Origin of the sequence: Paenibacillus sp. NPDC056579 (genome assembly GCF_042793215.1) — a bacterium.
In the GTDB taxonomy this organism is placed as follows: domain Bacteria; phylum Bacillota; class Bacilli; order Paenibacillales; family NBRC-103111; genus Paenibacillus_S.
The window spans coordinates 110,895-134,142 of record NZ_JBHTVD010000005.1; the positions used below are offsets into that span (position 1 = coordinate 110,895).

Genomic DNA, 23,248 nt, shown 5'->3' on the forward strand with positions numbered 1-23,248 from the left:
TTTTTCGAATTCATAGATTCCAAGGCTCATTCCGCAACCAAACCGGCCGTTCCTTCGTTTAATCCCTTAGGTAAATGGAAAAAGATAGGGAAACAAGGGAGGAGCCATACTTATGCTAGTAGCGACACATATGCTCGCCGCATCGGCGATTTATAAATTGTCCTCCGTCCGACAATTACCGGGCAAAACTGCTATTGCGGCCGTACCCGCCGTACTCGCATTATCTTTCGCCTCTCACTTCGCATTGGATGCGGTGCCTCATCACGAAATGCAGATGACGGGCAATGTGCTGGTCGGGTTCGCGGTGATCGTTTTTTTGTGCCGGGTCGCGTGGCGGGATAAAGACCTTCTGCTGCTGGCAGCGGCCTTCCTGGGCGCGCTGCCCGACGCGATGTGGGTGCTGAAGATCAGTCCGGCGTACGACGCCATCCATTCCGCGCTTCATTTCAGCGGAGTCCGCGTACCGTTCTATGCGCTGATCTTAGAGTTCATAGGTATGGCCGTGCTGCTCGTCATCAACAGCAAGCGCCCGGGAAGCAGAACGGCCTGAACCTACCGGGCCATCAGCATGTTTAAGCTTGTCCCGGCTGCGCTGCCTGTCGACGCCGCTGCAGATCGGCGAAGCGCGTTCGTCGAGTCGAGCTCGACCCAGGGCGAGAGCGCAAATTAACACAACAGAAGAGCCTTCCAATCGTGAATCGCGAATTGGGAGGTTTTTTTGCATGTCCAAAAACATGTTAAGCCTGTGCTCGATTTCACATGCATATCCAGAGTGAAATCAATTTTACTGACCATACTAATCGAGGGATCTGTGATCGAAATGCTTTGTTTCAACAACAACCCCTTCGTGTAATCAATAGTATGAGGTCGTTAGCCTACATAACAAAAAGAAAGGTTTGGTGATGACGGGATGACACAAAAGCAATGTGTAGCTATGCTGCTCGCCGGAGGGGAAGGGCGCAGGCTCGGAATTTTGACGCATAACAAAGCAAAGCCGGCCGTTCATTTTGGAGGCTCGGCCCGCATGATCGATTTTGCGCTCAGCAACTGCCGCCATTCCTGCCTGGATACGATCGGGGTAGTGACACAGTACCGGCCGGAAGCGCTGCACCATCACATTGGACTCGGCTCTGCATGGCTGGAGCACGCCGGGCGGGGAGAGGTTGCACTGCTGTCGTCCCGCCAAGCACATGTCGGGGCATCGGGGTACGCCGGAACGGCCGACGCCATTTTCCGCAATCGGCCTTTTATCGAGAAGCATCATCCGGAGACCGTGCTTATTCTTTCCGGAGATCATATATATCATATGGATTACCGCAAGCTGGTGGAGAGCCATTTGCAGTCGGGAGCCGACGCAACGATCGCCGTCACTCCGGTGCCTATGTCGGAAGCGAGCCGTTTTGGCATCATGAAGACGGATGGCGGAGGACGGATTACCGAATTTACGGAAAAGCCCGAGGTTCCTGCCAGCAACTTGGCTTCGATGGGCATTTATATATTCAATACGGCGTATTTATTAAAGCAGCTGGAGCAGGATGCGGAGGACGAGACATCGTGCCATGATTTCGGCAAAAATGTGATTCCGTCCATGCTGGCCCAAGGTGCGAACCTGCACGCCTATGAGTTTGCGGGGTACTGGAAGGATGTTGGGACGATTGACAGCTTGTGGGAGGCGCATATGGATTTGCTGGGAGACGAGCCGCAGTTTGCGCTGAGCCCTTCCGCTTGGCCTCTTCTTAGCTCCAGAGGGGCTGCCGGGGCAAAATATATCGATGGCGCCGAGCGCCTGCGCAGCTCCATCGTTGGCGATGACTGCCTGCTCCATGGACAGGTAGAGCGTTCCGTCATTTCTTCGGGAGTGACCGTCGGCAAAGGAAGCCGGGTCACCGACAGCATCGTCATGCCCGGAGCGCAGATCGGAGACGGAGTGACCCTCCATCGCGCGATCATCGGCGAAGGGGCGATCGTACGAGACGGCTTCACGCTTGGATCGCTAAGCGGAGGGCCGATTGCGGTCGTCGGGGACCGGGAGGTCGTAGGCATGAAAAGCGAGAAAATGCCCAAAATTTTCATCCCCGCCAAGCAGCTGCAGGCGGAGCTTATCGGGTAACGGAAGCATGAGCGTGTTTTTGGATCCTAACACCATCTTATGGAGGGGGAAGGAGCATGAACAAAGTATCATGGATGTTATCGATAGGAGTTGTTATTTTATGGGCTGGCATAGGGGTTGTTCATACGGCACAGGAAGAAACCGTCTTGGCGATGAATTTGCCGGTGGGATCGTATGAGACTAGTGCTTTGGTGAGTAGCGAAGAGCCGGGGGATCGAGCCGTCGCAATAGCTGCGGAAGCACCCTCTTCATCGTCTGCTGCCGGACTTGTGGATCGTGAGTCGGATTCGGACGCGGGCGCCGATACCGATGCATTGATGCCGCCGCTATTGTTTCACACCGTGAACGGTGTTGCCTTAACGGACGATTTGAAGACGGTGTACGAGATGAAGGGACAGCCCTCGGCAATTGTACAGGATGAGATCATTAAGAACATCAAAACCTATCAATTTGACGATTGCAGCATTACGATGATCGACGGAGCGATCGAATACGTTGTCGTTCCCGGTACGGCGAGCCGGATCGATATTGACGGGCAGCTCATTCCGCTAAACCTTGCCAGCATCAAGAAAAAGCTTGGAACGCCCTACTTCGTCAGCGAGGACGGAATCGTCTACCGAAACGGGACCAATGCGTTGAAAATTTATATCGATCCGGCCAGTAATAAACTGATGTCGGTGCATTATTTTCACACCACTTCGCAATAAGAGCAGACTCGGTTTCTGATGACGGGGGACCGGGTTTTTCTTCGTTCTCAGGACGCTGCTGCTGAAAAAAATGAGGTATATCCTAAAGGTTTATCTTATGTCACTTGATAAAAGGGAGTGCTCGGTTTATACTTTGAATAGGTATTGGTAATTGATCGATCAATAAAAGAATGTTTACAATCTGGGAAGTTTTCAACGATAGGAAGGAAGGAGAATGAACCGCTATGGCCAGACCACCCGTACAGAAAAAAAGCAAGCCAGATAGTCCGCTGCTAGCTTCCCGCAGGGAGGAAATATTGGAGGCGGCGGTCCAGGTTTTTGCGGACTACGGTTATTACAGTACAACGACTGCGCAAATCGCCGAAAAGGTCGGCATCTCTCAGCCTTATGTATTCAAGCTGTTCAAGAATAAGGAGGAGCTGTTCATCGTCGCGCTTGACCGTGCGTTCGAACGGACGCTTGCCAGCTTTGCACAGGTGCAGGCTCCTCCCGATCGGCTTGTGTTAGAGATGATCCGCGTCTATGAGCAGCTGATGGAGACACACCATCACGAGATCGTCCTGCAGGTGCAGGCGCAGGGGATCCGGGACGAGCCGATCCGCCAGGCGACTCGCGAAGGGCTGAGCAAAGTTCGCAACATGGTGTTGGAGCGGTTTCGGGAAGCGGGCGTTTCTGATCCGGAGGTAGAGGTTAGCACGTTTTTGGCTAACGGGATGCTTTGCCATGTCGCCGCGGTCATGGATATGCCGGAATTGAAGCCTAAGCATAAAAAGCCGTTGGGCTGATTGCGGGGCAGAAGCGAAGCGCTTTTGACATAGTCGGCAGCCATGCGGAGGCCTAGAGGCGCTCGATGCATCGGGCGACAGCTGAGCAGAGTCGATACGCGCTCATGACATAGTCGACTGCCGAGCGGAGGCGTAGAGCGCCAGAGGCATCGACGACAGGCAAGCAGAGGCATAGGAACACCTGAAGCAGAGCGGCGGCACTGTAATGTCGTAGAGTGCGCGAGGAGTTCGTGCGATAGCAATGGGAGCTGCTGCAGAAGCGAGGATTTTGTATGCGCCTGGCCGCGTTATTAACGCGGGCGGGAATCAATGTCACCCTGGCCGTCGGAGTTGAAAGGCCTTGATGGCGCCTTTGCCACGCTACAGGGGAGTCTCTACGATACGCTTAGCCGGATTTACGAAGAAGCCGACCGGCACAGTTTCTCCCGGTGCATAGCTCAAAAATAGAGAATATCGAACAATGATTCGGATTAGTCCGATCATTGTTTGTTTTTTCGCCTAGAAAGCCGCTTGAATTTGGAAGCAATTCGGTCCTACTCTAAGAAAAGCTGTCCTAAAAACGTTAAATCAACCAAAAACGTTCCCAGATTGTTCACAATTGTCGAAAATTGCTTTTTTCTAATTGGTGAAGGAGGAGTATAATAGAAGCTACATAGGATTCCGTTTGTCACCTGTTCTATGCGCAAGGATATGTGGGATACTCTTTCCCGCACTTGTGAAAAAAGTTACATTTGGGCTGATACCCAATGATTCATAAATCTCTTTGGGACGGAAAAGCTAAACATGGAACAGGTAAACAGACACTGGCGGTTTTCTATCTCAAAGTAAAGGAGGACGTTTTCTTATGTCAGAAGCAACACAAACGATCACTCGGGAAACACGGGAAACCATCGATGTACTCGACCAACTGATGAAGCCTGAGGTACAGCAATCGCTCACGATTCTGGTTGAAAACCTGCCTAAATTAGCGGAGCTGGTTACGATTCTTACCAAAACCTATGATGTCGTCCAAAATGTGGTGACGGACCAAGTACTGATCGACGATATCAAAGGCGGTATGGAAGAATTCGTTAAGCCGATTTCGGATAGTGCCAAAGGCATCGCTTCGGCAGCTATCGAGGCTAACGACCGTGTTCAAACGGCTCAAACGACTTCGATCGGATTGTTCGGTATTCTTAGAATGCTGAAAGACCCTCAGGTTCAAAAGATGCTTCAGGTATCCCAAGCGTTCCTGGATGTTATGGCTGAGCGTCGCGAACAAAAAGAACAGCACTAATTAGCGGATCGACATAGAACGGAGGATTACAATGTCCAAGCAAATATTAATTCTAGGCGGCGGCTACGGCGGATTGTTGACTGCTTTGACGGCGCGTAAATACATGAACGCGGAAGAAGCGACGATTACGATTGTCAACCGCTTCCCTACGCATCAAATCATTACGGAGCTTCACCGTCTGGCTGCAGGCAATTTGGCTGAGAAAGCGGTAGCTCTTCCTTTGGAAAAGCTGCTTCGCGGCAAAGACGTGAACCTGGTTATCGATACAGTAGAAACGATTCGTCCGGACCAAAAAAACGTGCTGCTGAAAAGCGGCAAAACGTTCGAATACGACGTGCTTGTCGTTGCTCTCGGCAGCGAAACGGCATTCTTCGGCATTCCTGGCTTGCAGGAAAACAGCTTCATTCTGAAATCTGCGGATGATGCGAACCGTCTGCGCGCTCATGTAGAAGCTCGTATCGACGCGTACAGCAAAACCAAAGACAAAGCCGATGCAACTTTCGTTGTAGGCGGCGGCGGTTTGACAGGTATCGAGCTCGTGGGCGAATTCGCCGATATGCTTCCTGGCCTGTGCCGCAGCAAAGGGATCGACTTCAACGAAATTTCCCTGTACTGTGTAGAAGCAGGTCCTTCCATCCTGGCTGGCTTTGCTCCAGAATTGGTTGAGCGTGCTCAAACGAGCCTTGAAAAACGCGGCGTCAAATTCCTGACCGGCGTAGCGATTACAGAAATGTCGGAAACTACGGTTTCCTTGAAAGACGGCAGTGCCATCGATACTAACACACTGGTTTGGACAGGCGGAGTTCAAGGTAACTCGGTTGTTGCGAACTGTGGTATCGAAGTAAACCGCGGCCGTGCGACGGTTACGGAATTCATGCAATCGACATCGCATCCGGATGTGTTCCTTGCCGGCGACAGCGCGGTAGTTATGGGCAAAGAAGGCCGTCCATATCCTCCAACCGCACAATTGGCTTGGCAAATGGGCGAAACGGTCGGCTACAACATCTTCGCTTATTTCAACAACGGACCTAAGCAAGAGTTCACTCCTGTGTTCTCCGGTACGCTTGCGAGCCTTGGCCGCAAAGACGGGATCGGAACGATCGGTGCGAACCAAACCCGCTTGAAAGGCTTGCCTGCGACTTTGATGAAAGAAGCGAGCAACATGCGTTACCTGTCCCACATCAACGGTCTTTTCACATTGGCTTACTAAAACATCCAGCCTTGCTTCGGATCATTCGGAGCAAGGCTTTTTTTTTCAGATTGGTGTGGAAAAAAATTATTTTGATAGCCCTGTGTTGACACGAATCACCATCATCGAATATATTAGTTGTACATACAAAATAAACGTAAAAGGAGGTTCCGGACATGAACGATAGCTTCCTTCACGATTGTTTGTTTTTCACAGCGAATCGGTTGGGGCGGGCCATTACGAAGATGGCGGAAGAGGAATTCGCACCAACCGGATTAACGCCTATGTACGGCTATCTTATCCGTCTCGTCAACGGGGCGCCGGGTATTTCGCAGAAAGAGCTGTCCGAGAAGCTGTCGATTACTCCTTCAACCTTGACCCGATTTATCGATAAGTTGGAAGGAAAGCAGCTCGTGGAACGGAAAGGACAGGGGAAAACCGTGCACGTCTATCCGACGCCTAAGGGAGAGCAATTGGAAGAGACAATCCGGGCGGCATCGAAACGGCTGCATCAGCGATATGAGAGGATATTGGGAGCGGACTTCGCCAAGCAGCTGGGCATTAACATCGAGTCGGCAAGCGAGCAGCTGGAGAAGAATTAATGCTGTTCTTCTTTCATAACTATTGTATGTACAAACAAAATATAAAGGTGAAAAGTGGAGTGATCAGGTTATGAATGCACAAGGTGCAAAGTCGAAATTGTATTACGGATGGATTGTCGTCCTTATTACCTTTGTCACTCTGCTAGTTTCCGCAGGGATTCGTTCCATGCCGAGCATTTTGATGCTGCCATTTGAAAAAGAATTCGGATGGAACCGCGGAGGCATATCCGCCGTCATTTCGGTCGGTATTTTTTTATACGGGCTCACGGGGCCTTTCTCGGCGGCGCTGCTGGAGAAATTCGGGATTCGAAGGATCGTCGCCGCATCCTTGTTCGTCCTTGCTGCAAGTCTGGCAGTAACTCCGATGATGACCTCTTTATGGCAGTTCGAGCTGTTGTGGGGCGTCGTTTCGGGGCTGGCCACAGGGATGATGGCGAACGTACTGGGCGTTACGGTGACGAATCACTGGTTCGTTCAGCGAAGAGGTCTGGTAGTGGGGCTGCTGACCGCCAGTGCCGCGACCGGCCAATTGCTGTTCCTGCCGCTGCTAGCCAAAATTATGGTGGAAGCGGGTTGGAGATTTTCCATTTATACCGCCGTTGCCGTCCTGCTTGTTATGTTTGTCGTGGTCTTGCTATGGATGCGGGATCATCCGTATGACTTGGGGCTGGCGCCGTACGGAACGGAGGAGATAGTGGAGCCGAAGAAGTTCCAGGGGAGCATTTTTTTGACACCTCTTCAAGCTCTGCGCAGCGCACTAAGTAACAAGACGTTTTGGCTGCTGGCGGGCACGTTTTTCTTTTGCGGCTTCTCCACCAACGGCCTGATCGGTACTCATCTGATACCAGCCTGTGGCGACTTCGGAATACCGGAAGTGATGGCAGCCGGCCTGCTGGCGCTCATGGGACTGTTCGACCTCGTCGGCACGACCATGTCCGGCTGGCTGAGCGACCGGTTCGATAGCCGCAAGCTGCTGTTCTGGTATTACGGGCTGCGCGGCGTTTCGCTGCTGTTCCTGCCGTATGCTTTGTCCGCAGGGCCGACGGAGCTGCTTGTTTTCAGCATCTTCTATGGCTTGGACTGGATTGCGACGGTGCCTCCGACCGTGAAGCTGGCTTCGCTGGAATTCGGCAAAGAGAAAGCGGGCATGATCTTCGGCTGGGTTGTCGTAGCTCACCAGATCGGAGCTTCGGCCGCGGCGTACGGGGCAGGCATGATGAGAGAATGGTTCGGCTCGTACAGCATTCCGTTTATCGGAGCGGGCTTCGTCTGCTTCTTTGCCGCCCTCATGGCATTGAGCATCGTCAAAAAGACAGGTCAAGGCGCCCAGCCTGCCCAAGCTTGATGAGTGCTTAATACAGACAATGGCGTCTGCGATCTGCAGCTGGCCGTTGATGATGCGCGGAAGATAACCGTCCCTTTCAATGTTCGATTATAAACGAAAGTTTCCCTTAACGGCCTAATGCTTTTCGAGTTATGATGAGTACAAATGGCTCGACTAAAAGGGAGGACGTCACAATGATTGAAATCAGGCGGATGACTTCTGACGATATCGACATGGTGTATCAAGTGTTTAACGAATTTGAAATTCGCAAACCGAGGGACTATGTGGCAAGATGCTGGGATGAAAACGAGCGCGATATTAGAACGACGCTGCTTGCCTTTTATGACGGGGCTTTTGCGGGGAGTCTGCACCTGCTTGTCACCTCGCATTACCCTCCCTTTACGGAGCAGGGCATCCCTGAAATCAACGATTTCAATGTGATTCCGCCTTTGCGGAAAAAGGGGATCGGCAGCGCCCTCATGGATGCTGTGGAGCAGCTGGCCTTGGACCGTTACGGGATCGTAGGCATAGGAGTCGGCCTGTATGACAGCTACGGCAGCGCGCAGCGAATGTATGTCAAACGGGGCTATATTCCGGACGGTCGTGGCGTGATGTACAATCAGCAGCCTGTTGTGCCGGGAAGCGAAGTGCGCGCGGACGACGATTTGAATTTATATTTTACGAAGCAGTCATAAGCTTCATGATGAAAGGGCCGCCAATTCTTAATGGGATTTGCGGCTTTTTTGCGTGGATGGGGGAACGTGGCGTTGGGTGATGCATGATCAGGGGCCGCAAGTGAGTACTCAATGCTCGATAGACTATAGTTAAGCATGTTGCCGTATGAAGTAATGTGGGACGGTGTTATCTCGTAGTTCGCCATGTGGAGGGTATGCGGACCGTAGATCCGCTATTTTGCATTATTGTGCCCAAAATCATCGATGATCGGACACAGGATCCGTTATTTGCCTCTCAGAGGGCAATTTCCTGGCGAATTTCGCCACATAGCGGATTCTCTGTCCGATGGCATCAAGGAATGAGGTCATTTTGGCAAAATAGCGGAACCAGTGTCCTATAGGGCGCGTCCCACTACCCCTTGCAGCACGGATAATCCGTGTCTCAAACAAGCTCTAAAAACGGATATGCCGGAGCTGCGTTTTTACGCGGTCATACGCTTTTCTCATACGGCCCCGGGTATCCGGCTGCAGCTGCACTCCTGCCAAAGAGGCGATAGCGGCGGCATTGTCTTCGACCGATAGATTCTCCGTATCGAGATGATGGCGGAACACTTCGTTGGACAATCCGTCGAGGCACCGGTCAATCTGCTGTGCAGCCCAGGATTGCGGGCCTTCTCCTCGGCTGCGGAGCCTTTTTAATATCGTCTCCTTGGAAGCGCACAGCGCAAAATGGTGCACAACGACTCCGTCATTCCTCAAGGTGCCGACGATCTCCTCGAAATAAACCGGATTGACAACGGTCATAGGAACGATGATTGTCCCTTGATATTCCCGATGAATATAGGCCAGCATGGTGTAATTGATCTCGCGCCACATCGGGTAATTTTGAAAATCATTCTGGAGCATGGCTTCTTTGGGAAGATTTTTACGAATATAGTAGCCCGCGTGCTCCGGATCAAATACATAGGAATCGGGCAATCTTCGGTGCAGCTCGTGTGCGGTTTGCGTCTTGCCGGAGCCAAACGAACCGTTAATCCATAGGATCATGACCATACCTCCGTCCAGCGGTTTCATATTATGCCTATCTTCCGGTATTTTTCCAATGATTTCAATACTTTCCCGCTGATAAAACGCTAATGAAAGACCGCAGCTTTTCCTCCACTAATGTTTTGCTACCTTCCTGCTATGACCGCTTTCGAAATTCGTTTCTGCTTCTCTCTACGATAATGATTCTTTACGCAAAAAAAGACCCCGTCCCGGTGGCCATCCGTCTTCGGAAAGCCAAGGAACGAAGGTCTGTATCAAGCAGGACAAGGCTCAGCCCGCCGGTCCGGCAACCTAAAATTTCGGAAACACATATTTCACAATGAAGTATAGAAAGCCGAAGAAGATAACAATATATGCCGTGTATTTGATGAAAGTCGAGGCGACGAGTCCTTTATCGTACTTTTGCTCGATATTTTTTTTCTCGATGTCCACACTTTTTAACGGTTCCATAACGCATCGCTCCTTTACATCACAAATTGGATTGGGTGAAGCGCCGATGCCTACCATTACCCCCTCTGATATCGTGCTGAAACATGGTTTCACCCCCTCGCTTCGAGGGTAATAGCCCTTCAAGGAAGCAGCAAGACGGGATTTCGAATAATAAGCTTAAGTAAATGTTGATGTCACTAATTTTTAGTAACATGTATAGCTTGCTTTGCCAATGCTTAATGGGAGTAAGTTTTTTCTTTGAAAAACTTAGCCAAGCTTACGAAGTAAGTCAGGCTGTTGAGAAACCTGATTTCTCAGAAAATACTAAGGGGGTAAGTGGGGTATCTCCTGGAAGAGTATTAGCGACCGCCTTTGTTTTCAGAAAATGACCACTAGAATGCGATAAATTAAAGATTTTCTGAAAGCAACAGCGGCTGGAGGGAGGTACCCCACCGGGATACCCTTACAGCTATTTCCGTTCTAAGGGTTTCTCAACAAGCTCGCTTACGAAGTAAGTTTTCTTCGAAAACCAGCCAATGCTTGCGAAGTAAGTTTTTCTACGAAAAACTCAGCCAATGCTTACGAAGTAAGTTTTTCTACGAAAAACTCAGCTAATGCTTACGAAGTAAGTTTTTCTACGAAAACCAGCTAATGCTTACGAAGTAAGTTTTTCTACGAAAAACTCTTAGGAGGTAAAAACTATGATCATTGAAATTAGCGTAGCGGTAATAGCCTTAGCTTTCGTCGTGTTGGTAGCCTTCCTTATCGTCACTTTGCGCTCGATGTCGGCGCTGCTTGGCCAAACGAACAATACGATCCGGGAGCTGCAGTATGATTTGAAGGATTTGTCCAAGGAAGCGACGGATTTGCTGCAGCATACGAATGAGGTGACGGTCGACGTGCTGCATAAGCTGCAGTCGCTGGAGCCGACTTTTGACTCGGTGAAGCAGGTAGGGGAAGCGGTGGAGGAAATTACCTCCTCGGTGAAGCAGGCGTCGACGACCGTGGCGCACACGATCAAGACGAAAGTAACTGAAGAAGCCCGCAAGCCGCTCAACCAAAAAATAGCCGCAGCCCTGCAGCTGACGCAGATTGTAATGGATTTATGGCAGCAGCTCAAGCAGCGGCAGCAGCCTGCAGCACCGACGGTCAAATAATCAAGGGCTGTTTCAGTTGCCGGGCAGCAGGGTAATGATACAATAAGGTTGTAATTAGGACATGGGAATGGTTGAAGGAGGAGTTAGCAAGGATGAATCGTCAGCATACGTTTGAGATAGAGAAACAGGTAACTTCTGATAGCAATATATTTTATCTGAAGGGTGAGCTCGATCTGTCCAAAGCGGCGGAGTTCCGCTCTGCGGCCGACCCGCTCGTAGCGGATACGCAACGGCAATTGGTGCTCAATTTGCGCGAGCTTGGATACATTGACAGTACGGGGATCGGCGTGATTTTGTCGCTGCTCAAAGCACGGCATGTACTGAAAGCGCCTATGCTCGTCGAAGAAGTGCCGGCCAAAATTAAACGATTGTTTGATATGACAGGCCTGACGCGCTTTATTGATGAAACAAAGAATATGGTGAACTAGAAAGGAAAGAAGAGAAGATATGAACTGGGAGAATCGTACAGTAAGTATGACGTTGCCTGCAGAAGCCGAATTTATCGATTTGGTACGGTTGACCCTCTACGGGATTTGTACGAAGATCGGTTTTACTTACGAGGAGATTGAGGATATGAAGGTCGCTGTGGCGGAAGCATGCAACAACGCTGTCGTCCACGCTTACGAGCCCGGGAATATAGGCACTATGGATATCCGCTTCGACATGCTCGATAACGGAATTCGCATTACGGTGAAGGACGAAGGAGCAAGCTTCGATTACGAAGAAAAAGCACAGCAGGCGAGCTCTCTCCACCAAAAGTCGCTGGAAGAAGCGAATATCGGAGGGCTGGGCATTTATTTGATGCAAGCGCTGATGGACGAAGTGGATGTGATGAGCGGGAGGGGAACCGAGGTCGTATTGACCAAACGTTTAAGTAAAAGCGAGGAAATGGTATGAAATTAAATTCAGAGAGACCGGCGTCCAATATCCACGCACTGATAGCTGAATATCAGGAAACGGGTTGTAACGAGGTGGCTACCACTTTGCTGCTGCAATTTGAACCGATGGTCAAGATGGCTGCGGGCAAAATGTCGCGCAACCGTCCGGACCTCTATGAAGATTTATACCAAGTGGGACAAATGTCCATGCTGAGGCTGTTCAAGCAATTCGATACGGAGCAGGGCGTCCAATTCGAAGCCTATATGATGAAGAGCATTATCGGCCATATGAAAAATTATTTGCGGGACAAGTCCTGGTATGTCCAGGTACCGCGTCGGGTCAAGGAGAAGAGCGGCCGTATTCAAGGCGCGATCGACATGCTTACGGTTAAGCTGGAGCGATCCCCCAATGTGGAGGAGATTGCCGCGGAGGTGGAGTTGTCCGTAGAAGAAACGATCGAAATATTGGCAGGCCGCGAGTATTATCATTACGTTTCTTTGGACACGCCTTTGTCCACCGAGGAGAATGGGGCTACGATAGGTGATTTGCTTAGCGAGGATAAGGATGATTTCCAGCAGCTGGAGCGCAAGCTCGATTTGGAGGATGCATTGTCTCATCTGAAAACTCAAGAACAGCAGGTGCTGCACCTTGCCTATGTCGAAGGCCAGTCCCAGCGCACGATAGCGGAGCAGCTGAACGTTTCGCAGATGAGCGTATCGAGGATTCAGAAGCGGGCCATCGATAAGCTAAAAGTATATTTCACGGAGTCCAGGGAAATTTCGGATGCCTAGATGAGTGATGCCAAATGCACGTCCGAAAGGGCGTGTTTTTGTTGTTTGGCGGCGAGCGTATGGCGGATTTCAGAGTCCGGTAAATACGGAAGCGGTAGCGGTAGGGAGGGATATCCATGACGATTCGACAGATCAGCATGCCTCAAGGCTGGACATGGCACGTTTGCGGCGAGCTGACGCCGATGGAGCGGGAGGAGCTGCGCGTCGATCATCCGCATTTTGTATACTGCCTGCAGCAGGACGACCTGCAGCGTCAGCAAAGCCCGCGCATCCGATCGCAGGAGGAAGGAAACGGCGCTCTGTACGGATCGCTGCTGTACGGCGGCATCCCGAGCCGGAAGGAGACCCGGGACGACCGGTTGTTTTTCTACGTGAACGGCGGGCATTTGTTCACCTCCCGGCTGCACTACGAGAAGATGGACGGGCTGGAGGAGAGCGAGCTGATCAAGAGGCTGCAGCGGTGCAATACGGCGGTGGAAGGGCTGTTCGCTCTTCTCGGCGAGCTTGCGATCGTATGCTTGAACGGGCTGGATCTCTTTGCGGAGCAGCTGACGGGGCTGGAGCAAGAAATGCGCGAATTCAACAATTCGCGGCTGCTCGACCAGCTGATAGAGCGGCAGTACGATCTCGTTCATTGGCAGCATCGGATCGTTCCGTTGGAGGAGCTGCTGATTGCAGCCAAGGAAGCTTTTTTACGGGAGCAGCTGGAGCGAATGGATTGCTACGTCACGACCGCCTTGCGCGTAGAACGGCTGATGATGCGGCTTGACCGTTATAACGATGAGGTCAGGTCGCTCTTGGCCATGGATGAAAATATCGCGTCGTACCGCGGCAATGAGATCATGAAGACGCTAACGGTTTTTACCGTTATTTGTACGCCTGCCACTGTCTTCGCCGCCTTGTGGGGAATGAACTTCGAGAATTTGCCGGGTGTTAAAAATCCCGTCGGCTACATTGTCTTAGGGATTCTCATTATATTGTTATCCGGTCTCATGTACGGATGGCTGCGATGGAAAGGGTGGACGGGCGATTTGATCCGGGGCAAGAAGAAAAACTCCAATATTGTGTGACGGACGGCATCTCCCGCTTGTTTCAAGCCCGGCTCCCGCGGGTAATCAACAGTATCTTCACCTACACGGTGAATAAGCACATCTCGGGAGGCGGCAAACATCCCGCTCCGGGGCGCTAAAGGGGAAATCATCCGCCTGCGCGGGCAGGCTTGTCACCGGACAATTGAACAAAAAGGCGGTGTTTATCATGACAGTTAAGCACAGCATCCCATGCGAAGGAAGCGAAGTTTCGGTAAGGGAGACCGATAAGCAAACGTATCAGGTCACCATTCAGGCTCAAGTGAACCCTCTGGGAAAGGGGAATGTTTTGGAAACGTTCCCAAGCCTGGAAGAAGCGATACAAGCTGCAGAGCTGTTCTGTAAGCTGCATGCGGCCGCCAAACTGAAGGGCTACCATCTGGAGGAAGGGCATTTCGTCAAGCCGGACCGGCCGAGGCTACATGTAGGTCTGCTGCTCTATAAGAAGACGATGCCGGAGGAACTGGTGCTCATTATCGAGGAAGCGGCCCGGCGATGATGCTTAGGCGGATATGCAGGGCAAGAGGGATCGCCAAATCCAGCAATTATTGTTGAACAAAAAAACATCCGGCAGGTAAGGCTCCGATCCTTCGGGGCCTCCTGCCGGATTCTTTGCGTTGATGGGCAAACGTCACGTTTTCTGATGAGGCTTGACGAGAGTCCCCATAAAGTCGTTGATAAGCTTCGTATCGAGCTCCTTGCTCGCTATGCTTTTGCGGAATTTCCCGGGGGTGCTGTGAAGCGTATCGGTAAATACGCGGTGAAAATAATGAACCGTCTCGAAGCCGGTTTCCCGGGCAATATCCTCCATGCTCATATCCGTGTAAGCGAGCAGGTAGGACGCGCGTTTCAGCCGCTCGGTTCTCACCCAGGCGGGAAACGTTTGCTGCAGCTCGGTACTCAGCAGGCGCGACAGCTGGCGTTCCGACACATGGACCGCATCCGCTACGTCCTTGATGGCAAGCTTGCCGGACAGGTGGGTCTGGATGTAGTCCTTCGCTTTTTGCAGGGAGCCCGATAGCGGTACTTGATCCTCCGCAGTGTCCAGAGATGAATAGCTGCTGCGTTCCGCAAACAAAGACAGCGCCGTGATGAGCATGGAGTGGGCAAGCTGGCTGATGACCTCGGGATACGGCGCTTTGACTTCCGATGCTTGGATGAGGATGGATTTCCATATAAGGACAGGAGCGGTTTCCTCGGCGTCCGGTATAAACAAATGATGATATTTCGTGATCGTTTCAAACATGCGGACAATGTCCGGAGCCGATTCCCCGTGAAGAATATCGAAGGCGACGAACAGGAGCAGCATGCCGTCATCGCTCTGGATTTGATGCTGGCTACCCGGCTTCGAGCAGTAGAGCGTCCCTCTTTTCAGCGGATAAGTTATGCCGTTGTTGATATAAATTCCTTCGCCGTCGGCGACATAGCAAATTTCGAGAAACGAGTGGGAATGCATATCGTTGCCCAAATGCCGGGGCTTGCCGCCCCAGTAATGAACGAGGAAGGAAGCGGGCGGAGCGGCCAGCCGGGTCGCATGCTGATTGAGATACAGGTTGCTTTTTTGACAGGTCAGTGGCGTCGGAATCATGCCTTCCCCTCCTTATGGCTCCTGGAGCCGCGAACAATGGAACTATCGTTTACGCTCCCTCTATTATAGCATAGCGATGCGGCAGTAGGGATGAGGCGGGTTTGCGGGGGGAAATGTGCAAAAAGTCGGCGGCAAATTATAAAGACAGCACCGTGCCTTATTTCATACAATCAGAAGTATAAAGCGTTTTCTTAATACTAAGCTGATGAGAGGGCAGGGTGGATGGAATGAATAAGACGATTAACAATTTGGAAGGCATACTCGGATTTCCGATAACACCGTTTGACGAGAATAACAGGTTGGACGAGCAAGCATTGGCGGCCAACGTCAACTTTTTGATCCAATCGGGTCTGGATGCGATCTTTATTTGCGCAGGATCGGGTGAGTTTCAATCGCTCAGCCGCAGCGAATACGAGACGATGATCGATATCGCGGTCTCCGCATCCAATGGCTCCGTACCGGTATTCGCCGGTGTCGGCGGGAATATTCAGCATGCGCTGGAGCTTACGGAGATCGCTTCGGACCGCGGGGCCGACGGCATTCTGATTCTGCCTCCTTACTTGATCGTTCCCGAGCAGGAAGGGCTGTACCGCTATTACAAAACGATTGCCGAGCACACGGAGCTTCAAGCGATTTTGTACCAGCGGGATAATGCGGTATTTACCGTGCAGACCGTGGAAAGACTCGCTTCCATTCCGCAAATCATCGGGTTTAAAGACGGACACGGCAATATGGAATTGAACATTGAGCTCGTTCATACGATCGGCGACCGGCTGAACTGGATGAACGGCATGCCTTTCGCCGAGGTGACGATGCCTGCGTACAAAGGCTTGGGCTTCCGCTCGTATTCCTCCGCGATTTCGAACTATTTGCCTCACATTTCGAGAATGTACTACAATGCATTGGCTCAGGGCGACAAGTCGCTGCTCGACGTGCTGTACCGGGAAGTGATTCTGCCTATCAATCAGGTGAGAAAGCTTCGTAAGGGCTATGCCGTTTCCTTGATCAAGGCAGGCATGGAGATCGTCGGTCTTCCGATCGGAGGCAAGGTCCGTGCACCATTGGTGGAGGTAGAGAAGGAGCATTACGCCCAGCTGGAGAAGCTCGTTACTAGAGCCAACACGCTATTCCCGCCCAAGAGCCCGATAAGCAGCGAGCAGCGTTAAGCATCGGAGTATGCCAATAGAGCAGAGAAAACAGAGATAGCGGAAAAAGGTTGCGGCAACTACTCATTCACGCGACGTCTGCATCGGTGTCGGTTGGTCATCTATGGCTAGCGGGACAAAGGTTCGATGTTCGATGCAGACGGAGCGTTCACAGGAGGCTCTTCCATAGATGAAAGTATCGATTACGGTTCAAACGTGCGATTTGTCGGATAAAGATTTGCAGCAGATGGTTCAGCTTGGCGTGGATTGCGTGGATTTCGGCAAAGGAGGCTCGTTTCCGGGCGTTCAAGAGCAGGGCTACCCCGATTTGGACAAGCTGCTTCAGCTGAAGCGTCGTATCCGCTCCTGGGGGATGGATATCAACCGGGTGACGCTTCCCGATGTGACGGAAGATTTCATGCAGAACCGGCCCGGCTCCGAAAAGCAGCTCGAGAATATCGCTCAAGCGATGAAGGTGTTCGGGGAGGCGAAAATTCCTATTGCCCGCCAGCGCCTCGCAGGCGACGTGTTCGATCAGCTGTCGGAAAGCTATAAGGCGGTGCATCGGGGAGGGATGGTGTCCCGCGGGGAAACCGTTCGCCGCAGCGTTGCGCAGGAGCCGCCGTCATTGGAGCAGCTGGACCGGTGGTGGGAGAAGTTCAACGAAGTATATTCGTTACTCGTTCCGATCGCGGACGAGTACGACATTAAGCTTGGGATGCATCCTTCGGATACGCCGCATCCGAATACGCCGTTCGGCGGCTTGGGTCTTCATCGGCTGATCGATGCGTATCCAAGCAAAAACGTAGGGCTGATTTATTGCGTAGGAAGCCGCGGAGAAGCCGGAGGCACGCCGCTTGTGCTGGATGAGATCCATCAATTTGGGCGCAAAGGCAGGATTTTCCTATGTCATTTCCGAAATGTTAGAGGAAGCCTGGCTACGGCCGGCGCCTTCGAGGAAGCAATGCTTGACGACGGGGATATGAACATGCCGCGTATTTTGCTGGAGCTCAAGAAAGTGCGGTTCGACGGATGCATCAATCCCGACCATATTGCTTTGATGGGGGATGCGCAGGCATCGGCGTCAAGCGGCAAATGGGCTCACTCCATCGGAGGATGGAAGAGCGACAATATCGGCTGGGCATATTCGATAGGCTACGTGAAGGCGCTGCTGGCGGCTATGGATGAATTTACAGGATAAGGAGAGATGTTGGGACATGACGGGACCACAGACATATCTTAACTATATTCAAGGGCAATGGAGCGCTGCATCCAGCGGCCGTACCGATGCGAGCCGCAATCCGGCTAACCGCAATCACATCATCGGGCATGTGCAATTATCCGAAGTCGAGGATCTGAACCAGGCTGCTGCTGCGGCCCAATCGGCAATGCCTGCATGGCGGCGGTTATCCGGTGCGGCGCGGGGCGAATTTTTGTACAAAACCGCAGACGCTATCGCGCGAAGAATCGATGAGATTGCCGAGACGATGACGCTGGAAATGGGCAAAACATTCGCGGAGGCCAAAGGCGAAACGGCGCGGGGCATCGCTATTTTGCGCTATTATGCCGGAGAAGGCATGCGCAAGCAGGGGGATGTCATTCCTTCCACGGACAGTGAGGCGCTCATGTTCACGACGCGGGTTCCGCTTGGGGTTGTCGGCGTCATTACACCGTGGAACTTCCCGATCGCCATACCGGTATGGAAAATGGCTCCGGCGCTCATTTACGGCAATACGGTCGTATTCAAGCCTGCACAGGAGACGTCCATTACGGCTGCGAAGCTGGTGGAATGCTTTGCAGAAGCGGGCCTTCCTGCCGGTGTCATTAATATGGTAACCGGAGACGGAGCCGCCCTCGGCCAAGCGCTGGTGGAGCACCCTGCGGTCAACGGGATCACGTTCACAGGCTCCAACGCAACGGGCAAAAAGGTCGGACAAGCCGCCTTGTCCCGCGGGGCGAAGTACCAGCTGGAAATGGGTGGCAAAAATCCGATTATCGTTGCGGCCGATGCCGATCTCGATCAGGCGGTTGAGGCTACAATAAGCGGCGGATTGAAGTCGACCGGACAAAAGTGTACGGCAACAAGCCGCGTTATTGTAGAGCGCCCGGTATACGAGGCGTTCCGCGAAAAGCTGCTTGCGGCCGTCCGAACGATTAAGGTAGGCGACGGCATGGAAACCGGAACGTGGATGGGGCCTTGCGCGAATGAGAAGCAGCTGGAGAAAGTGTTGAGCTACATTCAAAAAGGCGTTGACGAGGGAGCCACATTGCTGTGCGGCGGTCAAAGACCGGATGCTGCGGGGCTGGCGGACGGCTATTTCGTAGAGCCGACTGTGTTCGAGGGGACCACGGGAATGGCTATCTCCCAGGAAGAAATCTTCGGCCCGGTGCTCGTGCTGCTGGCCGTTGATTCAATGGAAGAGGCATTGCAGATGGCCAATGACGTCGAATTCGGCCTGAGCGCATCCTTGTACACCCGCGATATCGGCAACGCGCTTGCTTTCATCCGCGAGATGGACGCGGGACTCGTGCGCATCAACGCCGAAACCGCAGGCGTGGAGCTGCAGGCGCCGTTCGGCGGGATGAAGGAGTCGAGCTCCCACTCGCGCGAGCAGGGGCAAGCGGCGATCGAGTTTTTCACGGCGACGAAGACGGTATTCGTCAAGGCGTAATGGATACAAAGGGGATGTCCCTAGAAGCAGTGATTCTGCTCAAGGGACATCCCCTTTTTTGGTTGTCTCGCCGGGGCTTAAGCCGCCATCGCCAAGCCGGGCTTTAGTCCGCGCGAGGAAACGGCTTTACGCGGTCGAGCGTTTCATGGGCGGCATCGGCTGTCTGCTCCGCCGCTTTGTGCGTGGTATCGGCGGCGCGGTCCGCCGCACGATGTACGGAAGCCGCTACCTCGTCAGCGGCCTTATGGGCGGAGCTGACGGCCTGCTCGGCGACCTGACGGGTCTTGTCGACGAGCTCCGAGCCTTGCTCGCTTACGGCATCCACCGTATCGGCCGCTTTGGTTTTGACCATTTCCAGCCATTCCTGGCCCTTGGATTGAAGGTTCTGGGCTTTGCTGACCAAATCCTCGCGCAGCTCGCGTCCGGATTTGGGGGCAAGCAAGAGAGCGATCAGCGCCCCCGCCGCCCCTCCGATAACTGTCCCTAACAGCAGGTCATTGCGTTTGCTTTCCGTCGCTTCCATTGTCATCAGCTCCTTTGTATAGTGTCTTGCATAAGCAATGTTTGAACTTCGCCAGGCCTGCAGCGTCAGCATCATGCCGTAAGAAAGGCTGTCCTCTTTTTTGGCGATGCGTCATTGCCTGTCCTAGCAAAGAGAATCCCTTTAGACGCTGTCCTCCTCATGTCAACGAATCGGGGCACGCCTCTCGTTGTATTGGATACGTCGCCGCATGGCGGTGGTCTCCTTCCGTCTTAAGAAGGCTTGCCGTTCAATGTCCGCGACAGCAAGGTCAGCAGCAGAACGAAAATAACCGCTCCAATAATTGCCGGTACGACTGCGAAGCCTCCGATGATAGGACCCCATGTTCCTAACAGCAGGGCGCCGAGCCAAGCTCCGACGAAGCCTGCAATCATCGACCCGATAATGCCGCCCGGCATACCGCCCGGAGCGATAGCGGAACCGATAGCCCCGATGATAATCGCCATGATGATCGTTATCAGCAAGCTGATCATGGTCATCACGCTCCTTTCCATTGGGTTGTCTTGCATGATAATTAGTACCCGCATGGCGGAGGGGTGAAACAAGAAAAGCCCCTCCGGCCCATGAAGGGAGGAGAGGCGGTGAGCTGCAGCCTTGCTTAATTGACGTTCTCGTAAATGACAATCCGGTTGCCGGAAGGGTCGGTAAGCCGGATTTCCTTGCTTCCCCAAGGCGCCGTTTCCAGTCCCGGCCGGGCATACTTATATTGCTTGGCTAGAAGCCTGGAATGCAGAGCTTCGACGTGCGTAGTTTCAATCCGGATCGCAGCGCCCGGGCTGCAATCACCGAAATGCTCCGAAAGATGAAGGACGCAGCCTCCGCATGAAATTTGCATATAAAGCGGCAGCCCCTCCTCGAACCGGTGCTCCCAATCGAGCCGGAACTCCAGAAATTCCAAGTAAAACTGCTTGGTCTTATCGATGTCGAACATGCGCAGAATCGGTACGGCCGGCTTCATGTCCGGCGTGGTATTGTTCATGCGAGTCCCTCCAGATTATAGTAAAATGAAAAGATAGCTCTATCATATACTAGCCGTGGATGACATTCAAAGCTAACGATCGTTTGCAGAAAAAGCTAGAAAATAAAGGCTAGTGAATGTATAATTATTCATAATTATTTATAAATATTAATTATTCGATTGTTTGAAAAGTTTGATGAAATCCAAACGAGGTGATTCCATCTATGGGGAAAACAAGTATCAGGCTAATGCGGTCAAACGATCTGGAGCCATTGGGAGCGATTCAGCCGGAAGGGTGGAAGGATATCCGGGCGATGTTTGCCTACTATTTGACCTACCCGGCGTGTACTTCTATAGTAGCCGAGCAGGATGGACGGATCGTCGGCTCCGCCAACGGGACGTACTGGGGAGCGACCGGCTGGGTCGGACCTATCATTGTCGATCAGCGCGTGCGCGGACAAGGGATCGGCACTCTGCTAACCGAAGCCGTGATGGAGCAGCTTCACAAGCAGGGGTGTTCTACTTTGCTGCTCATCGCCACGGAGCTCGGGCAGCCCGTTTACGAAAAGCTCGGCTTCGCCGTGCAGGGGCGCTACTGCTTCATGAAGGGCGGATCCGAGCTGCTGCAAACGGTGAGGGAAGGTCCGGTCAGACCGCTGAGCCCGTCTGACCTCCCTGCAATCGAACGGCTGGACCGGGAAGCATCCGGGGAGGACCGTTCCAGTCTGCTTCGGAAGCTGCAGGCTTCCGGCGGTCTGGTTGTAACGGACGGGAACGACGGGGCCGTTCGCGGATACTTTTTGCGGAGTCCTTGGGGACTCGGTCCGATTGTCGCGGATTCTCCCGAAGCCGGATTCACTTTGCTCCAACGGGCCATGGCTATGGAAGGCCACAAATCGGCGGCGTTTCATGAAGATAACACGGCTGCTGCCGAATATTTACTGCAAGCGGGCTTTACGATAAACACCTATGCTTCGCGAATGGTGCTAGGCGAGCCTGTGGCGTGGAAGCCGCAAAACATTTTTGCTAGAATCAGCGGATCCTTCGGGTAAGAAGCACGGCCTTCGACAAGATGTTCACCCTGTCCGGTCTGTGATATAATGGGAATTGCCGTGATATATCACGATACGAGGCAAGTCGACAATTTCCGGGGAGGGATCCTTATTTCGTACTTCTTCGCAGGCTTGATTGCATTCATGATCGTTTTACTGCTGATACCGCCGCTGCGCAAGCTGGCCTTCCGCATCGATTTCGTGGACAAGCCACGGCCCGACAATGAGCGCAAAATTCATCGCGAGCCGATACCGCTAACCGCAGGCATAGCTATTTTCGCAGGCTTCGTCATTACATACTTGCTATTCATAAGAGATAATTTCAGCGAGACTCTGGCCATTTTGGCGGGAGGGCTGCTTGTCTTGATCATCGGTCTAGTGGACGACTGGTACAAGACCCACGGCAAGGAATTGTCCGCGCTGCCCAAGCTGGTCGTACAGCTGCTGGCGGCCGTGATAGTATACAAGGCGGGAATTGTGTTCCACGGCTTTACGAACCCGTTCACCGGACAAGAAGTCGTACTGTGGGAATGGGCGCAGTTTCTGCTGACCATCACCTGGATTTTCGGTGTGACGACCGTCATTAACTTCACCGACGGGATGGACGGCTTGGCGGGCAGCTTGTCCACCATTTCCGCCGTGACCCTGTTTATCGTCGCCTTGGCCAAAAATCAGCCGGATTCCGCCATGATGGCCATTTTGCTCGTAGGCGTAGGTCTGGCGTACTTACGCTACAACAAGCCTCCGGCCAAAGTGTTTATGGGCGATGCGGGAGCGTCGTTCATCGGCTTTATGCTGGCGGTTATCGCGTTGAACGGGGCCTTCAAGCAGGCGACGGTCTTGTCGCTGTTTATCCCGATTTTGGCGCTCGGCGTACCGATCTTCGACAACCTGTTCGTCGTGGTCAAGAGGTTCCTTAACGGAAAGCCGATTTACCAGGCGGATACGAGCCAGGCGCATTACCGGCTGCTTGCGAGCGGCTTGAACCAGAAGCAGGTGCTCATGTTTCTGTGCTTGATCAACGTGTGCTTCGGCCTCACCTCCATCATTATTCTAATGTTGAACGTATAGCATCAGCCAAACCGTCTTCCGGTGCCCGAGGGGCCAGGAAAGGCGGTTTTTCAATTTTGGCGCGTCATTTAGTTGGAGAGAGGTCATGTTCGTAAATCCGGCAATAAACCAAGGAATGCAGGTATGTACGCTGCGAACACGAATATGTTATATAGATTCGCTA

The 23,248-nt window shown here is 52.6% G+C and carries 26 protein-coding genes; 20 read left to right on the plus strand and 6 right to left on the minus strand.

Going from position 1 to position 23,248, the window contains the following annotated elements:
* Positions 1-112 precede the first annotated feature (112 nt).
* The 9 genes from ACFQ88_RS20235 (at position 113) to ACFQ88_RS20275 (ending at position 8,688) form a co-directional block, all read left to right on the plus strand.
* Entirely contained in the window at positions 113-550 is a 438-nt protein-coding gene (locus ACFQ88_RS20235) for a hypothetical protein (protein WP_379456055.1), read from the plus strand.
* A 360-nt stretch (positions 551-910) separates the two neighbouring features.
* Positions 911-2,110: a glucose-1-phosphate adenylyltransferase gene (locus ACFQ88_RS20240; protein WP_239631498.1), complete on the plus strand. Its 1,200-nt coding sequence runs from the start codon at positions 911-913 to the stop codon at positions 2,108-2,110.
* A 56-nt stretch (positions 2,111-2,166) separates the two neighbouring features.
* Positions 2,167-2,817, plus strand: coding sequence for a hypothetical protein (locus ACFQ88_RS20245; RefSeq protein ID WP_379456058.1), 651 nt, complete (start codon positions 2,167-2,169; stop codon positions 2,815-2,817).
* 224 nt (positions 2,818-3,041) lie between these two features.
* The gene (locus tag ACFQ88_RS20250; RefSeq protein ID WP_379456060.1) at positions 3,042-3,602 is read left to right on the plus strand and encodes a TetR/AcrR family transcriptional regulator; all 561 of its coding nucleotides are present in this window, start codon (positions 3,042-3,044) and stop codon (positions 3,600-3,602) included.
* 844 nt (positions 3,603-4,446) lie between these two features.
* Entirely contained in the window at positions 4,447-4,878 is a 432-nt protein-coding gene (locus tag ACFQ88_RS20255) for a helical membrane plugin domain-containing protein (RefSeq protein ID WP_239631504.1), read from the plus strand.
* Between the two features lie 31 nt (positions 4,879-4,909).
* On the plus strand, positions 4,910-6,088 hold the full coding sequence (locus ACFQ88_RS20260) for an NAD(P)/FAD-dependent oxidoreductase (RefSeq protein WP_379456090.1): 1,179 nt from the start codon (positions 4,910-4,912) through the stop codon (positions 6,086-6,088).
* A 155-nt stretch (positions 6,089-6,243) separates the two neighbouring features.
* On the plus strand, positions 6,244-6,669 hold the full coding sequence (locus ACFQ88_RS20265; RefSeq protein WP_379456092.1) for a MarR family winged helix-turn-helix transcriptional regulator: 426 nt from the start codon (positions 6,244-6,246) through the stop codon (positions 6,667-6,669).
* Between the two features lie 70 nt (positions 6,670-6,739).
* A complete protein-coding gene (locus ACFQ88_RS20270) occupies positions 6,740-8,014 on the plus strand; it encodes an MFS transporter (protein WP_379456094.1) in 1,275 nt (424 codons plus the stop codon).
* A 173-nt stretch (positions 8,015-8,187) separates the two neighbouring features.
* Positions 8,188-8,688 (plus strand): GNAT family N-acetyltransferase, encoded by a 501-nt coding sequence (locus ACFQ88_RS20275; protein ID WP_379456096.1) that lies wholly within the window; start codon positions 8,188-8,190, stop codon positions 8,686-8,688.
* 432 nt (positions 8,689-9,120) lie between these two features.
* On the opposite strand, the gene ACFQ88_RS20280 is transcribed toward ACFQ88_RS20275, so the two are convergent.
* Both ACFQ88_RS20280 and ACFQ88_RS20285 read right to left on the minus strand, forming a co-directional pair.
* A complete protein-coding gene (locus ACFQ88_RS20280; RefSeq protein ID WP_379456826.1) occupies positions 9,121-9,720 on the minus strand; it encodes an AAA family ATPase in 600 nt (199 codons plus the stop codon).
* A gap of 285 nt (positions 9,721-10,005) precedes the next feature.
* Positions 10,006-10,164, minus strand: coding sequence for a hypothetical protein (locus ACFQ88_RS20285; protein ID WP_379456098.1), 159 nt, complete (start codon positions 10,162-10,164; stop codon positions 10,006-10,008).
* A 680-nt stretch (positions 10,165-10,844) separates the two neighbouring features.
* Between ACFQ88_RS20285 and ACFQ88_RS20290 the strand changes: the two genes are divergently transcribed.
* From ACFQ88_RS20290 to ACFQ88_RS20315, 6 genes are all read left to right on the plus strand, one after another.
* Positions 10,845-11,300, plus strand: coding sequence for a DUF948 domain-containing protein (locus ACFQ88_RS20290; protein WP_379456100.1), 456 nt, complete (start codon positions 10,845-10,847; stop codon positions 11,298-11,300).
* Between the two features lie 92 nt (positions 11,301-11,392).
* On the plus strand, positions 11,393-11,728 hold the full coding sequence (locus tag ACFQ88_RS20295) for an STAS domain-containing protein (RefSeq protein WP_239631521.1): 336 nt from the start codon (positions 11,393-11,395) through the stop codon (positions 11,726-11,728).
* Positions 11,729-11,747: 19 nt separating this feature from the next.
* Entirely contained in the window at positions 11,748-12,197 is a 450-nt protein-coding gene (rsbW, locus tag ACFQ88_RS20300) for an anti-sigma B factor RsbW (RefSeq protein WP_379456102.1), read from the plus strand.
* Positions 12,194-12,970, plus strand: coding sequence for a sigma-70 family RNA polymerase sigma factor (locus ACFQ88_RS20305; RefSeq protein ID WP_239631526.1), 777 nt, complete (start codon positions 12,194-12,196; stop codon positions 12,968-12,970). The genes rsbW and ACFQ88_RS20305 overlap by 4 nt, the downstream gene beginning before the upstream one ends.
* Positions 12,971-13,086: 116 nt before the next feature.
* The gene (locus ACFQ88_RS20310) at positions 13,087-14,040 is read left to right on the plus strand and encodes a magnesium transporter CorA family protein (RefSeq protein WP_379456104.1); all 954 of its coding nucleotides are present in this window, start codon (positions 13,087-13,089) and stop codon (positions 14,038-14,040) included.
* Positions 14,041-14,227: 187 nt separating this feature from the next.
* Positions 14,228-14,557, plus strand: a complete 330-nt coding sequence (locus tag ACFQ88_RS20315; RefSeq protein ID WP_239631531.1) for a hypothetical protein — start codon at positions 14,228-14,230, stop codon at positions 14,555-14,557.
* 132 nt (positions 14,558-14,689) lie between these two features.
* Here the strand turns inward: ACFQ88_RS20315 and ACFQ88_RS20320 are convergent, their stop codons facing one another.
* Positions 14,690-15,646 (minus strand): helix-turn-helix domain-containing protein, encoded by a 957-nt coding sequence (locus ACFQ88_RS20320; RefSeq protein ID WP_379456107.1) that lies wholly within the window; start codon positions 15,644-15,646, stop codon positions 14,690-14,692.
* Positions 15,647-15,873: 227 nt separating this feature from the next.
* Here ACFQ88_RS20320 and kdgD point away from each other — a divergent pair, with 227 nt between their 5' ends.
* The 3 genes from kdgD (at position 15,874) to gucD (ending at position 19,463) form a co-directional block, all read left to right on the plus strand.
* Positions 15,874-16,812: a 5-dehydro-4-deoxyglucarate dehydratase gene (gene kdgD / locus ACFQ88_RS20325; RefSeq protein ID WP_379456109.1), complete on the plus strand. Its 939-nt coding sequence runs from the start codon at positions 15,874-15,876 to the stop codon at positions 16,810-16,812.
* 169 nt (positions 16,813-16,981) lie between these two features.
* Positions 16,982-17,992, plus strand: a complete 1,011-nt coding sequence (locus tag ACFQ88_RS20330) for a mannonate dehydratase (protein ID WP_379456111.1) — start codon at positions 16,982-16,984, stop codon at positions 17,990-17,992.
* A 16-nt stretch (positions 17,993-18,008) separates the two neighbouring features.
* Positions 18,009-19,463, plus strand: a complete 1,455-nt coding sequence (gucD, locus tag ACFQ88_RS20335; protein ID WP_379456113.1) for an alpha-ketoglutaric semialdehyde dehydrogenase GucD — start codon at positions 18,009-18,011, stop codon at positions 19,461-19,463.
* Between the two features lie 103 nt (positions 19,464-19,566).
* Here the strand turns inward: gucD and ACFQ88_RS20340 are convergent, their stop codons facing one another.
* From ACFQ88_RS20340 to ACFQ88_RS20350, 3 genes are all read right to left on the minus strand, one after another.
* Complete coding sequence (locus tag ACFQ88_RS20340; RefSeq protein ID WP_239631545.1) at positions 19,567-19,986, minus strand: YtxH domain-containing protein; 420 nt, start codon at positions 19,984-19,986, stop codon at positions 19,567-19,569.
* 230 nt (positions 19,987-20,216) lie between these two features.
* Entirely contained in the window at positions 20,217-20,477 is a 261-nt protein-coding gene (locus tag ACFQ88_RS20345) for a GlsB/YeaQ/YmgE family stress response membrane protein (protein ID WP_239631547.1), read from the minus strand.
* Between the two features lie 125 nt (positions 20,478-20,602).
* On the minus strand, positions 20,603-20,983 hold the full coding sequence (locus ACFQ88_RS20350) for a glyoxalase superfamily protein (protein ID WP_379456116.1): 381 nt from the start codon (positions 20,981-20,983) through the stop codon (positions 20,603-20,605).
* A gap of 203 nt (positions 20,984-21,186) precedes the next feature.
* Here ACFQ88_RS20350 and ACFQ88_RS20355 point away from each other — a divergent pair, with 203 nt between their 5' ends.
* Positions 21,187-22,014 (plus strand): GNAT family N-acetyltransferase, encoded by an 828-nt coding sequence (locus ACFQ88_RS20355; protein ID WP_379456118.1) that lies wholly within the window; start codon positions 21,187-21,189, stop codon positions 22,012-22,014.
* Positions 22,015-22,158: 144 nt separating this feature from the next.
* Positions 22,159-23,085: an MraY family glycosyltransferase gene (locus tag ACFQ88_RS20360; RefSeq protein ID WP_239635276.1), complete on the plus strand. Its 927-nt coding sequence runs from the start codon at positions 22,159-22,161 to the stop codon at positions 23,083-23,085.
* The last annotated feature ends 163 nt before the right edge of the window (positions 23,086-23,248 follow it).

What these genes read in the sequence shown, in the direction of transcription:
- ACFQ88_RS20260 (WP_379456090.1), top strand. Translation starts at nt 4,910, where the DNA reads ATGTCCAAGCAAATATTAATTCTAGGCGGCGGCTACGGCGGATTGTTG.
- ACFQ88_RS20235 (WP_379456055.1), top strand. Translation starts at nt 113, where the DNA reads ATGCTAGTAGCGACACATATGCTCGCCGCATCGGCGATTTATAAATTG.
- ACFQ88_RS20280 (WP_379456826.1), bottom strand. Translation starts at nt 9,720, where the DNA reads ATGGTCATGATCCTATGGATTAACGGTTCGTTTGGCTCCGGCAAGACG.
- ACFQ88_RS20265 (WP_379456092.1), top strand. Translation starts at nt 6,244, where the DNA reads ATGAACGATAGCTTCCTTCACGATTGTTTGTTTTTCACAGCGAATCGG.
- ACFQ88_RS20340 (WP_239631545.1), bottom strand. Translation starts at nt 19,986, where the DNA reads ATGGAAGCGACGGAAAGCAAACGCAATGACCTGCTGTTAGGGACAGTT.
- ACFQ88_RS20295 (WP_239631521.1), top strand. Translation starts at nt 11,393, where the DNA reads ATGAATCGTCAGCATACGTTTGAGATAGAGAAACAGGTAACTTCTGAT.
- ACFQ88_RS20255 (WP_239631504.1), top strand. Translation starts at nt 4,447, where the DNA reads ATGTCAGAAGCAACACAAACGATCACTCGGGAAACACGGGAAACCATC.
- rsbW (WP_379456102.1), top strand. Translation starts at nt 11,748, where the DNA reads ATGAACTGGGAGAATCGTACAGTAAGTATGACGTTGCCTGCAGAAGCC.
- ACFQ88_RS20355 (WP_379456118.1), top strand. Translation starts at nt 21,187, where the DNA reads ATGGGGAAAACAAGTATCAGGCTAATGCGGTCAAACGATCTGGAGCCA.
- ACFQ88_RS20285 (WP_379456098.1), bottom strand. Translation starts at nt 10,164, where the DNA reads ATGGAACCGTTAAAAAGTGTGGACATCGAGAAAAAAAATATCGAGCAA.
- ACFQ88_RS20240 (WP_239631498.1), top strand. Translation starts at nt 911, where the DNA reads ATGACACAAAAGCAATGTGTAGCTATGCTGCTCGCCGGAGGGGAAGGG.
- gucD (WP_379456113.1), top strand. Translation starts at nt 18,009, where the DNA reads ATGACGGGACCACAGACATATCTTAACTATATTCAAGGGCAATGGAGC.
- ACFQ88_RS20320 (WP_379456107.1), bottom strand. Translation starts at nt 15,646, where the DNA reads ATGATTCCGACGCCACTGACCTGTCAAAAAAGCAACCTGTATCTCAAT.
- ACFQ88_RS20345 (WP_239631547.1), bottom strand. Translation starts at nt 20,477, where the DNA reads ATGATCAGCTTGCTGATAACGATCATCATGGCGATTATCATCGGGGCT.
- ACFQ88_RS20310 (WP_379456104.1), top strand. Translation starts at nt 13,087, where the DNA reads ATGACGATTCGACAGATCAGCATGCCTCAAGGCTGGACATGGCACGTT.
- ACFQ88_RS20270 (WP_379456094.1), top strand. Translation starts at nt 6,740, where the DNA reads ATGAATGCACAAGGTGCAAAGTCGAAATTGTATTACGGATGGATTGTC.
- ACFQ88_RS20245 (WP_379456058.1), top strand. Translation starts at nt 2,167, where the DNA reads ATGAACAAAGTATCATGGATGTTATCGATAGGAGTTGTTATTTTATGG.
- ACFQ88_RS20305 (WP_239631526.1), top strand. Translation starts at nt 12,194, where the DNA reads ATGAAATTAAATTCAGAGAGACCGGCGTCCAATATCCACGCACTGATA.
- ACFQ88_RS20360 (WP_239635276.1), top strand. Translation starts at nt 22,159, where the DNA reads ATGATCGTTTTACTGCTGATACCGCCGCTGCGCAAGCTGGCCTTCCGC.
- ACFQ88_RS20315 (WP_239631531.1), top strand. Translation starts at nt 14,228, where the DNA reads ATGACAGTTAAGCACAGCATCCCATGCGAAGGAAGCGAAGTTTCGGTA.
- kdgD (WP_379456109.1), top strand. Translation starts at nt 15,874, where the DNA reads ATGAATAAGACGATTAACAATTTGGAAGGCATACTCGGATTTCCGATA.
- ACFQ88_RS20275 (WP_379456096.1), top strand. Translation starts at nt 8,188, where the DNA reads ATGATTGAAATCAGGCGGATGACTTCTGACGATATCGACATGGTGTAT.
- ACFQ88_RS20330 (WP_379456111.1), top strand. Translation starts at nt 16,982, where the DNA reads ATGAAAGTATCGATTACGGTTCAAACGTGCGATTTGTCGGATAAAGAT.
- ACFQ88_RS20290 (WP_379456100.1), top strand. Translation starts at nt 10,845, where the DNA reads ATGATCATTGAAATTAGCGTAGCGGTAATAGCCTTAGCTTTCGTCGTG.
- ACFQ88_RS20250 (WP_379456060.1), top strand. Translation starts at nt 3,042, where the DNA reads ATGGCCAGACCACCCGTACAGAAAAAAAGCAAGCCAGATAGTCCGCTG.
- ACFQ88_RS20350 (WP_379456116.1), bottom strand. Translation starts at nt 20,983, where the DNA reads ATGAACAATACCACGCCGGACATGAAGCCGGCCGTACCGATTCTGCGC.